Annotated in this window: 11 protein-coding genes; 1 reads left to right on the forward strand and 10 read right to left on the reverse strand. The window is 72.7% G+C overall.

All coding sequences use genetic code 11. The features are described 5' to 3' along the window. The 7 genes from JOD66_RS10725 to JOD66_RS10755 form a co-directional block, all read right to left on the reverse strand. Complete coding sequence (locus tag JOD66_RS10725; protein ID WP_204836860.1) at nucleotides 1–762, reverse strand: SDR family NAD(P)-dependent oxidoreductase; 762 nt, start codon at nucleotides 760–762, stop codon at nucleotides 1–3. A 25-nt stretch (nucleotides 763–787) separates the two neighbouring features. After that, on the reverse strand, nucleotides 788–1738 hold the full coding sequence (locus tag JOD66_RS10730; protein WP_204836861.1) for a hydroxymethylglutaryl-CoA lyase: 951 nt from the start codon (nucleotides 1736–1738) through the stop codon (nucleotides 788–790). Further along, entirely contained in the window at nucleotides 1735–2982 is a 1248-nt protein-coding gene (locus JOD66_RS10735) for an acetyl-CoA hydrolase/transferase family protein (protein WP_204836862.1), read from the reverse strand. Before JOD66_RS10735 ends, JOD66_RS10730 begins: the two co-directional genes overlap by 4 nt. A gap of 7 nt (nucleotides 2983–2989) precedes the next feature. After that, a complete protein-coding gene (locus JOD66_RS10740; RefSeq protein WP_204836863.1) occupies nucleotides 2990–4162 on the reverse strand; it encodes a thiolase family protein in 1173 nt (390 codons plus the stop codon). Between the two features lie 157 nt (nucleotides 4163–4319). Beyond that, on the reverse strand, nucleotides 4320–5078 hold the full coding sequence (locus tag JOD66_RS10745; protein ID WP_204836864.1) for an SDR family oxidoreductase: 759 nt from the start codon (nucleotides 5076–5078) through the stop codon (nucleotides 4320–4322). After that, nucleotides 5078–6244 carry an acyl-CoA dehydrogenase family protein gene (locus JOD66_RS10750; protein ID WP_204836865.1) on the reverse strand — a complete coding sequence of 389 codons (1167 nt, stop codon included), beginning with the start codon at nucleotides 6242–6244 and terminating at the stop codon, nucleotides 5078–5080. Before JOD66_RS10750 ends, JOD66_RS10745 begins: the two co-directional genes overlap by 1 nt. Before the next feature lie 62 nt (nucleotides 6245–6306). After that, on the reverse strand, nucleotides 6307–7386 hold the full coding sequence (locus JOD66_RS10755; RefSeq protein ID WP_204836866.1) for an acyl-CoA dehydrogenase family protein: 1080 nt from the start codon (nucleotides 7384–7386) through the stop codon (nucleotides 6307–6309). Nucleotides 7387–7511: 125 nt separating this feature from the next. Here JOD66_RS10755 and JOD66_RS10760 point away from each other — a divergent pair, with 125 nt between their 5' ends. Beyond that, nucleotides 7512–8285, forward strand: coding sequence for a FadR/GntR family transcriptional regulator (locus JOD66_RS10760; RefSeq protein ID WP_204836867.1), 774 nt, complete (start codon nucleotides 7512–7514; stop codon nucleotides 8283–8285). Nucleotides 8286–8307: 22 nt separating this feature from the next. Here JOD66_RS10760 and JOD66_RS10765 read toward each other — a convergent pair whose 3' ends face one another. From JOD66_RS10765 to JOD66_RS10775, 3 genes are read right to left on the reverse strand one after another with little or no spacing between them, the layout of a single operon-like run. Next, nucleotides 8308–10245 carry an AMP-binding protein gene (locus tag JOD66_RS10765; RefSeq protein ID WP_204836868.1) on the reverse strand — a complete coding sequence of 646 codons (1938 nt, stop codon included), beginning with the start codon at nucleotides 10243–10245 and terminating at the stop codon, nucleotides 8308–8310. Between the two features lie 18 nt (nucleotides 10246–10263). Then, nucleotides 10264–11460, reverse strand: a complete 1197-nt coding sequence (locus JOD66_RS10770; RefSeq protein WP_204836869.1) for an acyl-CoA dehydrogenase family protein — start codon at nucleotides 11458–11460, stop codon at nucleotides 10264–10266. Next, a complete protein-coding gene (locus JOD66_RS10775; RefSeq protein ID WP_204836870.1) occupies nucleotides 11460–13124 on the reverse strand; it encodes an AMP-binding protein in 1665 nt (554 codons plus the stop codon). Before JOD66_RS10775 ends, JOD66_RS10770 begins: the two co-directional genes overlap by 1 nt. Between the last annotated feature and the right edge of the window lie 57 nt (nucleotides 13125–13181).

Here is a 13181-nt window from a genome sequence, read left to right on the forward strand (position 1 = left end):
TCAGGCCATCGTCAGGCCGCCGCTGACCGACAGCGTCTGGCCGGTGACGAAGCCCGCGCCGTCGGAGGCGAAGAAGGAGACGGCGGGACCGATGTCCTCGGGCGTGCCGAGCCGCTTCATCGGGACGGCGCTGGTCATGCCCGCGATCACCTTCTCCGCGTCGCCGCCGCCGGCGCCGTCGGCGAACTTGCGCAGCGCCGGGGTGTCGGTCGGGCCGGGGCACACGGTGTTGGCCGTGACGCCCTTGCGGGCGACCTCGCGGGCGAGGGTCTTGGTGAAGGCGATGATGCCGCCCTTGGCGCCGGAGTAGACGGCCTCCATCGACGAGCCGACCCGGCCCGCGTCGGAGCCGATGTTGATGACCCGGCCGAAGCCGCGCTCCATCATCCCGGGGACGACGGCGTGGATGACCCGCAGCGCGCCCTTGTAGTTGATGTCGAGGATCTTGTCCCAGAACTCCTCGGTCGTCTTCACGAACGGCATGAAGTCGTCCCAGCCCGCGTTGTTGACGACCACCTCGATCGGGCCCAGCTCGCTCTCGACGGCGGCGACCGCGGCGTTGACCGACTCCGTCGAGGTCACGTCGATCGCGACCGCGACGGCCTCGCCGCCGGCGGCGCTGATCTCCTTGGCCGTCTCCTCGGCGACGGCCAGGTTGAGATCGGCGACGGCGACCCGGAAGCCGTCACGCCCGAGGGTGACGGCGATGCCCTTGCCGATGCCCTGGGCACCACCGGTGACCAGTGCGACGCGGTTGCTCATTCTTGTTCTCCTTGGGTGGGGTGGGTCAGACGGCCGGGGCCCAGATGACCGGGCCGGCGACGATCGAGTGGCTGGTCAGCTTGCGGCCCAGGGTGCTCTGGGCGTCCCGGGCGGCCGCGATGAGGCGGTCGAGGTCGAGACCGGTGTCGACGCCCATCTCGTGGAACATCGACACCAGGTCCTCGGTCGCGATGTTGCCGGTCGAGCCGGCCGGCACCGGGCAGCCGCCCAGCTCGCCGCAGCTGGACTCGAAGCTGCGGCAGCCCGCCTCCAGCGCGGCGTACGCGTTGGCGAGGCCCTGGCCCCGGGTGTTGTGGAAGTGCGCGGTGATCTCGACGCCGGGCAGCCGCTCGACGGCCGCGGCGAAGAAGCGGGAGGCGTAAGCCGGGTTGCACATCCCGGTCGTGTCGCCGAAGCCGAGCTCGGTGGCGCCGGACTCGGCGAACCGCTCGGCCAGGTCGAGCACCCGCTCCATCGGCACCGGGCCCTCGAACGGGCAGCCGAAGGAGGTGGCGATGACCGCGCTGTAGCTGACGCCCTCGGCCACGATCCGCTTGCCCATCCCGCGGACGTCGTCCATCGTCTCCTGGACGGTGCGGTTGATGTTGCGCCGGTTGTGCGTCTCGCTCGCGCTCACGAACAGGGCGATCTCCTCGAAGAGGTCGCGGTGGGCGAGCGCGTTGTCGAGGCCCTTGCTGTTGGGGACCAGCACCATCCGCGACACGTCGGCCGGCACGTCGATGCCCCGCAGCACCGCGACCCCGTCGGCGAGCTGCGGGATCACGTCGGGCCGCACGAAGCTGGCCACCTCGATCCGCTTGAGCCCGGCCCGGCCGAGGGCGTTGATCAGCCGGATCTTGTCCTCGGTGGCGATGGTCTCCGGCTCGTTCTGGAAGCCGTCGCGGGGCCCGACCTCGCGGATGTGGACGGTGCGGGTCTCACCCTGGGTGCTGTTGGGGAAGGTCGTGGTGGTCATCGGTTCTCCTGCTCTGCGAGGCTGCGTTGGAGGTGCTCACGGTGTTCGGGGGCGGCCACCTCGATCAGCCGCAGCGCCCGCTCGGCCACCGTGCAGCCGGTCAGCATCGCCACGCCGTGCTCGGTGACGACGGCGTCGACGTCGACCCGGGCCGTGGTGACCACGCCGCCGGCGAGGGCCGGGACGATGGTGGACTGGGTGCGCTCCCCCGAGCCGACGGTGGAGCGCAGCGCGATGATCGAGCGGGAGCCGGTCAGCGAGGCGGCGCGGCTGAAGTCGACCTGGCCGCCGACGGCACCGATGTGGACGCCCCGGGCCAGCTCGGCGCCCACCTGGCCGAGCAGGTCGACCTCGATGGCCGAGTTGATCGACACCAGCGACCGCAGCTGCGAGAGGACCGCCGGGGCGTGGGTGTAGCTCGCCGCGCGGAACTCCACGTCGTGCTCGCCGATCCAGCGGTAGCCCTGGGCGCTGCACAGCGCCGCGCCGGTGACGACGACGCCGGGGTCGATCTCCTTGCGGGCGCCGGTGATGACGCCCTTCTCGACCAGGGCGAGCACGCCGTCGGTGAGCATGCCGCTGTGGAAGCCGAGGTCGGCGTGCCCGGCGAGCGCCTCGAGGACCGCCGCGGGCAGGGACCCGACGCCGATCTGGATGGTCGAGCCGTCGTCGACGATGCTCGCGACATGGGCGGCGATCGCCCGGTCGACGGCGTCGGCCGGCTTGGCCGGGGCCTCGCGGAGCGGCCGGTCGGTCTCGACCACCGCGGCGAACGCGGACAGCGGCAGCCGAGGACCACCGACGGTCGCCGGCATCTGGTGGTTGATCTCGGCGATCAGGGTGCGGGTGTGGGGCAGCGCGTCGGCGACGTACTCGACGCCCGTGCCGAGGGTGACCGCCCCGTCCGTCCCGGGCGGCGACACCTGGACCAGGCCCACGTCGTTCGGCAGCTGGCCGGTCGCGAACATCCGCGGGATCGCCGAGTAGTGGCAGGGCACGACGTCGAGCCGGCCGTGCCGGCTCAGCGAGCGCAGCTGGCCGAGGCCGCCGTACGAGACGACGGTCAGCTTCTCCGGCAGGTCACCGGAGAGCCGCTCGTTCCAGGTGAGGCCGGAGAAGGCCCGGATCGGGCCGACCCGGTCGACGGCGTCGAGGACCTGGTTGACCAGCGGCTCGGGCTCGGCACTGCCCTGCCCCCACCACACCCCGTCCCCGGGGTCCAGGAAGTCCGCGACGTCGACCATGGTGCCCTCAGACCCGCTGGACCAGGGTGGCCGTGCCGAGGCCGCCGCCGCAGCACATGGTGACCAGGCCGATCTCGACGTCGCGCCGCTCCATCTCGGCAAGCAGGGTCGCGAACAGCCGCGAGCCCGAGGCGCCCACCGGGTGCCCGAGCGCAATCGCGCCACCGTTGACGTTGACCCGTTCCGGGTCCGGCTTCAGCTCGCGCTCCCAGGCGATGGCGACCGAGCTGAACGCCTCGTTGACCTCGAACAGGTCGATGTCGTCGATGGTCATCCCGTTGCGCTCGAGCAGCCGCCGGGTCGCCGGGATCGGACCGGTCAGCATGATCAGCGGGTCCACGCCGACCGTGGTCTGGTCGAGCACCCGGGCCCGCTTGGCGAGCCCGTGCCGCGCGACCGCGTCGTCGGAGGCCAGCAGGACGCCGGCCGCGCCGTCGGTGAGCGGAGAGGAGGAGCCGGCGGTGACCACACCGGTCTCGGGGCGGAAGATCGTCTTCAGCCCGGCCAGGCTCTCCAGGCTGGTGCCCGGGCGCACGCTCTGGTCGCTCGTGCGCACCTCGCCGTCGAGCTCCATGGCGATGATCTCCCGCTCGAACCGGCCCGCCTCGATCGCGGCCGCGGCCAGCGCGTGCGAGCGCACCGCGAACTCGTCCATCTCGCGGCGGCCGATCCCCCACTGCTCGGCGATCCGCTCGGCGCTCTCGCCCATGGTCGGGAAGTCGTAGAGCTCCTTGAGCTCCGCGGGCCAGGCGGCGCCGTACAGCTCCTCGATCCTGACCACCGCGTCCATCGGGACGTGGCCCATGTTCTCGACGCCGCCGGCGAGGACCAGGTCGTGGGTGCCCGAGGCGATCAGCGCGGCAGCCATCTCGACGGCGGTCTGGGCCGAGCCGCAGCGACGGTCGAGGACCGTCGCCGGCACCTCGGCGGGGTAGCCGGCCTGGAGCCAGGCGTTGCGCGCGACATTGCGGGACTGCTCGCCGAAGGGTGCGGTGCAGCCGACGACCAGGTCCTCGACGTCACCGGGCGCCACGCCGGTCGCCTCCAGCAGGGCGCGGTAGACGGCGCCGAGCATGACGTTGGGGTGGACGTCGCGGAACCAGCCGCGCTCCGGGTGGGCCTTGCCCATCGGCGTCCGCAGCGCCTCGACGATCCATGCGTCGCGTCCGAGCAGACCCATGGTCATGCCTCCTTGGTACTGGTCGTAGCGAGCGGCGTTCGCCGGAGTGCCTGGCAAGGCGGACGAAGGAGACGGGACGGAGTCCCGGCGACTGAGGACAACGCAGTCCAGGTGCCCGGCGAACGCCGCGCAGCCGGCCAGGACCGAGGAGTCATGACTAGATCACCGTCCCGCCGTCGACGGCCAGGACCTGGCCGGTGATGTACGACGCCGCGTCGGACGCGAAGAACACGAAGGTCGACGCGATCTCGTCGGGATCGGCCCAGCGGCCGAGCGGGATCCGCGCCAGGGTCAGCTCGGCGAGCTTCTCGTTGCTGCGGATGTTCTCGGTCATGTTCGTCGCGGCGAGCGGCGCGACCGCGTTGACGGTGATCTGCTTGCGGGCCAGCTCCTTGGCCAGCGACTTGGTGACGCCGATGATCCCCGACTTCGCGGCGCTGTAGTTGACCTGGCCGATGGTGCCGACCAGGCCGGCGGCGGAGGTGACGTTGATGATCCGGCCGGTCCCGTCGGTCGCGAGATGCGGCAGCGCGGCCTGGCTGACGGTGAAGGTGCCGCCGAGGTGGACGCCGACCACCAAGTCGAAGGAGTCGCGGTCCATCTTGGCGAACATCGCGGGGGCGATGGCACCGGCGTTGTTGACCACGACGTGCAGGGTGCCGCCGGCCAGGCCGGCCGCCCGCTCCGCGGCGGCGCTCGCGCCCTCGGCGTCGCGGACGTCGAGGGCGGCCGACTCGGCGCGGCCTCCGGCGGCCACGATCTCGGCGGCGACCGCAGCGGCGGCGTCCTCGACGAGGTCGGTCACCAGCACCGCGGCGCCGGCGCGCGCATAGGCCCGGGCCACGGCGGCGCCGATCCCGTTGCCGGCGCCGGTCAGCAGGGCGGCGCGGCCGGTGAGGTCGAAGGGGCCGGTCATCAGTAGCTCCTCGGCAGGCCGAGCACGTGCTCGCCCAGGTAGTTGAGCACCATCTCCTGGGAGAGCGGCGCGATCCGGGTCAGTCGCGCCTCCCGGAAGTAGCGGGCCACGTGGTACTCCTCGGAGTAGCCCATGCCGCCGTGGGTCTGCAGCGCGCGGTCCGCGGCCTGGAAGCCGGCGTCGGCGCACAGGTACTTGGCCATGTTGGCCTCGCGCGCGCACGGCAGTCCGTTGTCGTAGGCCCAGGTCGCCTTGCGCAGCACCAGCTCGGCGGCGTCGAGCCGGGCGAGCGAGTCGGCCAGCGGGAACTGCAGGCCCTGGTTCATCCCGATCGGGCGGCCGAACACCTCGCGCTCGTTGGCGTAGCGCACCCCGCGCCGCAGCGCGGCGCGGCCGATGCCGAGCGCCTCGGCTGCCACCAGCATCCGCTCGGGGTTGAGGCCGTCGAGGATGTACTTGAAGCCCTGGCCCTCCTCGCCGATCCGGTGCTCCTCCGGGATCCGGAGGTCGTCGATGAACAGCTCGTTGGAGGTGATCGCGTTGCGGCCCATCTTCTTGATCGGCCGGATGTCGACGTGGGCGCGGTCGAGGTCGGTGAGGAAGAGGGTGAGTCCCTCGGTCTTCCTGGGCGAGTCCTCGAACTTGGCGGTGCGGGTGAGCAGCAGGATCTTCTCCGACTCCACGGCCTTGGAGATCCACACCTTGCGCCCGTTGACGACGTAGTCGGAGCCGTCGCGCCTGGCGAAGGTCGTGATCCGGGTGGTGTCGAGGCCGGCGCCCGGCTCGGTGACGCCGAAGCAGACGTGCAGGTCACCGTTGACGATGCGCGGCAGGTTCTCCCGCTTCATCTCCTCGGAGCCGTGCACGATCACCGGGTGCATCCCGAAGATGGACAGGTGCATCGAGCTGGCGCCGTTCATGCCGGCTCCCGACGCGGCGACCTCCTCGAGCAGGATCGACGCCTCGGTGATGCCGAAGCCGTGACCGCCGTACTCCTCGGGCGTGGTGATGCCGAGCCAGCCGCCCTCAGCGAAGGCGTCGTAGAACTCGGTCGGGAACTCGTGGTCCGCGTCCTTGTCCATCCAGTACTGGTCGTCGAACCGGGCGGCCAGCTCGGCGACGGCCTTGCGGATCGTCTGCTGGTCCTCGGTGAGTTCGAAATCCACGGTCGGGTCCGTCCTGATCGGTGGGCTAATGGATCGACTATAACAAATGGTACGACCAATAACTAGACCAGCGCGAGCCGGTCCGCGATCCGCTCGTTCCAGGCCGCGGCGGCGCCGAACAGCTGCTCGTCGAGCCGGGCGCGCTTGAAGTACAGGTGCAGGTCGTGCTCCCACGTGTAGCCGATCGCGCCGTGCATGGTGAGGGCGTCGTCGGCCGCCCGGCCGGCCGCGGCGCCGACCTGGGCCTTGACCGCGGCGGCGTGCAGCGCCCGCTCCGCGTCGCCGCCGGCGACCGAGGCCGCGGCGTAGTAGACGCCGGAGCGACCCGCCTCGACGTCGACCAGAATGGTCGCGGCGGCGTGCTTGACCGCCTGGAAGGAGCCGATCGGTACGCCGAACTGGTGGCGCTGCCCGCTGTACTCCACCGCGAGCTCGAGCATCCGCTCCATCGCGCCCAGGGCGTCGGCCGCGACCAGCACGCCGGCGAGGTCGGCGACGTGGGCGAGCACGGCGCCCGGGTCCACGTCGAGCAGCTCCCCCGCGACCCCGTCGAGCCGTACGTCGGCGACCGACCGGGACCGGTCGAGCAGGCGGTGCGGGGTCAGCGCCACCCCGTCGGCCGCGGCCGCGATCGCGTAGAGGCCGAGTCCGTGGGGCCCGGTCGCGGGAACCACCAGCAGCGCGGCCCGGTCGGCGCCCAGCACGCGCGGGACCGCTCCCGAGAGCCGGCCGGCGTCGTCGACCACCACCGTCGTGGGCCCGTCCGGCTGCGACTCGGCGGCGACCACCAGCGCCGCGTGGCCGCCCTCCAGTGCCGCCGTGGCCAGGTCGGCGCGACCCGCGAGCGCCGGTACGGCGAGCACGGTCGCCAACCACGCCGAGCCGGGCGCCGCGGCGCGGGCCAGCTCCTCGGCGGTGATGGCCAGCTCGACCGGGCCGCCGCCCTGGCCGCCGAGCTCCTCGTCGATGCCGACCCCGGCCATCCCGTCGGCGACCAGCCGCTGCTCGAACGGGCCGGGGTCCGGCGTACCGCCGTCGACACCGAGCCAGCCGCGCACCTGCTCCGAGCCGGCGACGTCACCGAGCCAGCCACGCAGGGCCTCGCGGTAGGCCTCCTGCTCCTCAGAGAACTTCCACTGCATGGCACTGCCTTTCCACTGTGTGTTCGTCCAGTCGGCGAGGCGCGGGAACACCACGGCCAGACGTTCCGACTGTTAGTTTGGGTATGACCAAAGGAGCGGACTGAGCCGCGAAGGAACGGGAACACATGACTGACTCCACGGGCGCCACCTCGGGCAGCATCCGGCACCCCGTCCAGCTGACGCCGATGCAGGTGCCCAAGGCCTCCGACGTGCTGGCCGACGACCTGCGCGAGCGCATCCTGCGCGGCGAGTTCCCCGAGGGCACGGCCCTGCCGCCGGAGCGCGAGCTGGTCGCGCAGACCCGGATGAGCCGCACCACCGTCCGCGAGGCGCTGCGCATCCTCGAGGTGCAGGGCCTGGTCCAGATCCGCACCGGACGCGCCGGCGGCGCCTTCGTCCAGCGGCCCGGCGAGGAGTCGATCGCGAGCACCGTCAGCCTGCTGATCCGCGGCCGCCAGGTGCGCCTGGCCGCGCTGCTCGAGACCCGCGAGGCCGTCGAGCCGGCGTGCGCCCAGCTCGCCGCCAAGTACCGCACCGACGCCGACCTCGAGGCGCTGGACCGGGCGAACGCCGCGATCGCGGCCGAGGGCTCGCTGGCCGACTTCCTGCAGGCCAACGTCGACTGGCACGTCGCCGTCGCCGTCGCCTCCCACAACGAGCTGCTCACCGGCTTCATGGGCGCCCTGTCGCGAGCCATCTACGCCGCCACCGACAACCAGGGCTTCATCGACGCCTCGGTGCGCCAGACCACGGTCCGCGCCCACCGCAGCATCACCGAGGCGATCCGCAAGCGCGACGCCGCGGCCGCCGTACGACGGATGACGCGGCACGTGCACGAGTACGCCTCGGCGGTGCTCGAGGTGGAGGAGCGCACCGAGATCGACGTCCCCGGCGACTGAGGCCGAGGCGCCGGCCGGGGCCTCATCGCAGGTCCTTCACGAGCTCCCGGATCTCGTCGACGGCCTGCGGGTTCTCGGCGCCGGACAGGTCGCCCGGGTCCGCGTCGAGGACCGCCGCCCGGATCGCGCGACGCAGGATCTTGGCCGAGCGGGTCTTCGGCAGCCGCTCCACCCGCACCACCTGGCTGGGCGCGAACGGCTTGCCGACCCCGTCGGCGACCAGGCCGCGGACTCGGCCCGCGACCGTCGCCGGGTCGGCCGCGCCGTCGCGGGGGACGTAGAAGACCCACACCGCCTCGCCCTTGGTGGCGTCGGGGATGCCGACCACCGCCGACTCGGCGACGTCGGCGTCGACAGCCACGACCGACTCGATCTCGGCCGGGGCGACCCGCTTGCCGGCGACGTTCATGACGTCGTCGGAGCGGCCCAGGATGAACCAGTCGCCCTGGTCGTCGACGAGCGCGAAGTCACCGTGGCGCCACAGGCCGTCGAAGGTCGACCAGTAGGCGTCGTGGTAGCGCGAGCCCTCGGCGTCGTCGTTCCAGATGCCGCGGGTCATCGAGGGCCACGGCTGGCGGCAGACCAGCTCGCCGATCTCGCCGCGCACCGAGCGGGCGGCGTCGTCGACGACGTCGACGTCCATCCCGAGCGCCGGGCCGCCGAGTGAGCAGCTGCGGATCTCCTCGACCGGGTAGGGGCACAGGAACGAGCCGCCGACCTCGGTGCCGCCGGAGAAGTTGATGACCGGGACCCGGCTGCCGAAGACGTCGCGGGCCAGCCACTCGTAGGACTCCGGGTCCCAGGGCTCGCCCGTGGAGCCGAGCACCCGCACGCTGCTCAGGTCGGCGGCCGGCAGCTCGCCGGCGGCGCGCAGGGTCCGGATCAGCGTCGGGCTGACGCCGAGCATCGACACCCGATGGCGCTCGACCAGGTCCCACAGCCGGCCGGTGTCGGGTACGTCGGGCGAGCCCTCGTAGAGCAGCAGGGTGCCGCCGGTGCCGTGGGTGCCGAAGATCGACAGCGGGCCCATGATCCAGCCCATGTCGGTGATCCAGCAGAAGGTGCGCCCCGGCGCCATCTCGAAGCCGTAGGCCACCTCCGAGGCGGTCTTGGTGACGAAGCCGGCGTGGGTGTGGACCGCGCCCTTCGGCTTGCCGGTGGTGCCGGACGTGTAGGCGAGCAGCAGCACGTCGCCCGCGTCGGTCGGCTCCACCGCGGGATCGGGCGCGCCGGCCAGCAGGTCGGCCCAGGCCACCTCGCTCTCCGCGAGCGCGACCGACTCGCCGAGGTTCTCGACCACGACGACGGTCTCGACACTGGGGCACTGGGCGAGCGCGGCGCGCAGCGCGGGCAGCATCAGGGCCTGCTTGCGGCGCCGCACCGTGCCGTCGGCGGTGATCACCGCCCTGGCCGCGGCGTCCTGCACCCGGCTGGCGATCGCCGGCGCGGCGAACCCCGAGAACAGCGGGACGAGCATCGCCCCGAGACTCGCGACGGCGTACGTCGCCACCACGGCCTCGGGCGTCATCGGGAGGTAGATCGCCACCGCGTCGCCCTTGCCGATCCCCCGCGCGCGCAGCCCGCCGCGCACCCGCGCGACCCGGTCGGCGAGCTCGGCGTAGGTCAGCCGGGTCACCGTGCCGTCCTCGGCCTCGTGGACGACGGCGACCGCGTCGGGGGTGCGCTCGGCCCAGACGCCGAGACAGGCGTCGGCCGCGTTCAGCCCGCCGCCGACGAACCAGTCCGTCCACTTCGCGCCGCGGCTCTGGTCGACGACCGCCGTGAACGGACGGTGGAAGGCGATGTCGAGGTCGTCGACCACCGCGCCCCAGAACGCGCCGATGTCCTCGACCGAGCGGGCCCGCAGGGCGTCGGCCGAGTCGACGCCGAGGGTGCGCATCAGCCGCGCGACGTTCGAGCTCTCGAGGTAGTCGGCGTCCGGCCGCCACACATAGGACATGTCGTTGCCTCCTTCGGGTCAGGCCCGGGGCATGCCGAGGATCCGCTCGGCGGCGATGTTGCGCTGGATGTACGTCGAGCCGCCGGCGATCGCGGTCCCCCGGCCCTGGTTGGCGAGCCGGAGCCAGGACCGGGTCGCGGCCAGCTCGTCGTCGTCCTCGTCGAGGTCGAACTGCCCGCCCAGCGGGGCGAGGGAGAGCCGGAAGTCGGCGAGGTCCTCGACCAGGGGGCAGAAGTAGAGCTTGCCGATCGACGTCACCGGTCCCGGCGGGGCGCCGGCCGCCGCGCCGGTGATCACCCGCTGACCGATCGTGCGGTGGATGAGCGCCCGGCCCCACAGGTCGGCGACCCGCTGGCGCACCGCCGGGTCGGCGCCCAGCGGACGCCCCGACGCGTCGGACATCTTCCGCACGTCGGCGACGATGTCGGCGACCGCCTTGGTCGTGTTCACCCGGCCGGTGGCGATGGCGACCCGCTCGAAGGCCAGGGTGCCCATGGTGACCCGCCAGCCGTCGTCGACCTCGCCGACCACGCAGTCGTCGGGGACGAACACGTCGTCGAGGAAGACCTCGTTGAACTCCGCCTCGCCCAGCATGTGCTGCAGCGGGCGGACGGTCACGCCCGCGCTGTCCATCGGCAGCAGGAAGAAGGTGATCCCCCGGTGCCGCGCCTTCGCGGGGTCGCTGCCGCCGGTGCGGGCGAGCAGGATGGCGTGCGCCGCGATCTGCGCGCGGCTGGTCCAGATCTTCTGGCCGGTCACCCGCCAGCCGCCGTCGACCTTGACCGCCTTGGTCCGCAGGCTGGCGAGGTCCGAGCCGGCGCCCGGCTCGGAGAAGAGCTGGCACCAGATCTCCTCGCCGGTGAGGATCGGCTCCAGCAGCCGCTCCTTCTGCCGCTCCGTGCCGAAGTGGGCGATGGTCGGGCCGCAGAAGTCCTCGCCGATGATGTTGAGCCGCTCCGGCGCACCCGCCCGGTCGCACTCCTCGCCGAACACCGCGCGCATCCGCTCGTCGAGGCCCTGGCCGCCGTACGCGACCGGCCAGGTCAGCCCGGCCAGGCCGGCGTCGTACAGCATCCGCTGCCACTGCCGCCAGAACGGCACCTTGGCCTCGAGCCCGGCCGGCTCCGGCCAGGGCAGCTTCGGGAGGCTCTCGGCGAGCCAGGCCCGCACGCGGGCGCGGAAGGCCGCCTCGTCAGGAGCGTCGGCGAGGTCCATCAGGCCACCCCCGCCTGGGCCAGCTTGGCCGCGATGTCCGCGCGCAGCACGTGCTTCTGCACCTTGCCGGTCGCGGTCATCGGCAGCTCGGTGACCAGCTCGACCCGCTCCGGCACCTTCTGGATGGCCAGCCCTCGGTCGAGCAGGTAGCCACGGATCTCGTCGAGGGTGAGCTCGGCGTGACCCTCGCGGAGCACCAGGTAGCAGCAGACCCGCTCGCCCAGGTAGCGGTCGGGCATGCCGACCAGGGCGACCGCGGCCACGGCCGGGTGCGCGGTCAGCTCGTCCTCGACCTGGCGCACGCTGATGTTCATGCCACCGCGGATCACGATGTCCTTGGTCCGCCCGGTGACCCGGACGTAGCCGTCCTCGTCCATCCGCCCGAGGTCGCCGGACAGGTGGAAGCCGTCGGCCGTGTAGCCGGCCGCGGTCAGCTCGGGCTCGCCGATGTACTCCAGGCAGTTCATCGCGCCGCGGTAGGCGATGTCGCCCTCCTCGCCGCGGGGCAGCTCCTCGCCCCGCTCGTCGACGATCCGCACCTCCTGCAGCGGCAGCGCCCGGCCGTCGGAGGACAGCGAGCGCGCCGGGTCGTCGTCGATGGTGCACATCGTCGTGGTGATGTTCTCGGTGCGGCCGTAGAGGCTGAGCACCGCCATGTCCGGCAGCGTGGCGCGGGCGGTCTCGACGAAGCTGGCCGGGATCGGCGCACCCGCCGAGGTCCAGAAGCGCATGGTGCCGGCGTCGTGGACGGCCGGGTCGTAGACGTCGAGGACCATCTGCAGGAAGGTGGTCGCGCTGACGCACGCCGTGCAGCCGAACCTCCTGATCCGCTCGAGGCCCTCCTTCGGCTCCCACTGCTCCATCAGGTGGGAGGCGGCGCCGTGGACGAGCGGCAGCAGGTAGCTGGTCACCAGGCCCGTCGTGTGGGTCACCGGCGAGGGACCGAACTGCACGTCGTCCTCGGTGTAGGCCCAGCCGCGGCCGAGCAGGCGCGCGCCGCAGGCCATCGTGTTGAAGGTGTGGAGGCAGCCCTTGGGCCGCGAGGTGGTCCCGGAGCTGAACACGATCACGAACGGCTCGTCCGGGCCGACGCCCGCGCCGAGCTCGGCGTCGGCGGCGTCGGGGTCGAGGTCGACCGGGAGGTCCTCGTACGCGACCGCGCCGGGCGGCAGGTCCGCGTCGGGACGCAGCACGACCACCGTCTCCAGGGTCGGGCTCGCGGCGGCGAGACCGGTGAACATCCGCGCGTGGTCGAACCGGCGATAGCTCAGCGCGGTGAAGGCGACCTTGGCGCCGGAGGTCTCGACGATGAAGCCGACCTCGTCGTCACGGTAGATCGGCATCACCGGAACCAGCACCGCCCCGATCCGGGCGACCGCCGCGGCGATGACGAAGAACTCGGTCCAGCTCGGCAGCTGCACCACGACCCGGTCCCCCGGGCCGACCCCACGCCGCCGCAGGCCGACGGCCAGCGCCCGCGCGCGGTCGCGCAGCTCGGCGTACGTGAGGGAGGTCGACGCGTCGGTCCCGAACACCTTGTCCGGTCGCGCCGCCGCCTGCTGCTCGACCAGGTCGAAGAGCGTGTCCCGCGTCCAGAGGCCCTGGTCGTAGAAGCGCGCGATCTCGTCGTCGCTGTAGCGGTCGTGCACCGTGGCGAGCGCCATGGCAGCTCCTCGGGGTGGTCTGGATCGGATCGGCGGCGTGACGGACGTCGCCAAGAC

It is taken from the genome of Nocardioides nitrophenolicus (genome assembly GCF_016907515.1).
Taxonomy (GTDB): domain Bacteria; phylum Actinomycetota; class Actinomycetes; order Propionibacteriales; family Nocardioidaceae; genus Nocardioides; species Nocardioides nitrophenolicus.

What these genes read in the sequence shown, in the direction of transcription:
- JOD66_RS10725 (WP_204836860.1), bottom strand. Translation starts at nt 762, where the DNA reads ATGAGCAACCGCGTCGCACTGGTCACCGGTGGTGCCCAGGGCATCGGC.
- JOD66_RS10730 (WP_204836861.1), bottom strand. Translation starts at nt 1,738, where the DNA reads ATGACCACCACGACCTTCCCCAACAGCACCCAGGGTGAGACCCGCACC.
- JOD66_RS10735 (WP_204836862.1), bottom strand. Translation starts at nt 2,982, where the DNA reads ATGGTCGACGTCGCGGACTTCCTGGACCCCGGGGACGGGGTGTGGTGG.
- JOD66_RS10740 (WP_204836863.1), bottom strand. Translation starts at nt 4,162, where the DNA reads ATGGGTCTGCTCGGACGCGACGCATGGATCGTCGAGGCGCTGCGGACG.
- JOD66_RS10745 (WP_204836864.1), bottom strand. Translation starts at nt 5,078, where the DNA reads ATGACCGGCCCCTTCGACCTCACCGGCCGCGCCGCCCTGCTGACCGGC.
- JOD66_RS10755 (WP_204836866.1), bottom strand. Translation starts at nt 7,386, where the DNA reads ATGCAGTGGAAGTTCTCTGAGGAGCAGGAGGCCTACCGCGAGGCCCTG.
- JOD66_RS10760 (WP_204836867.1), top strand. Translation starts at nt 7,512, where the DNA reads ATGACTGACTCCACGGGCGCCACCTCGGGCAGCATCCGGCACCCCGTC.
- JOD66_RS10765 (WP_204836868.1), bottom strand. Translation starts at nt 10,245, where the DNA reads ATGTCCTATGTGTGGCGGCCGGACGCCGACTACCTCGAGAGCTCGAAC.
- JOD66_RS10770 (WP_204836869.1), bottom strand. Translation starts at nt 11,460, where the DNA reads ATGGACCTCGCCGACGCTCCTGACGAGGCGGCCTTCCGCGCCCGCGTG.
- JOD66_RS10775 (WP_204836870.1), bottom strand. Translation starts at nt 13,124, where the DNA reads ATGGCGCTCGCCACGGTGCACGACCGCTACAGCGACGACGAGATCGCG.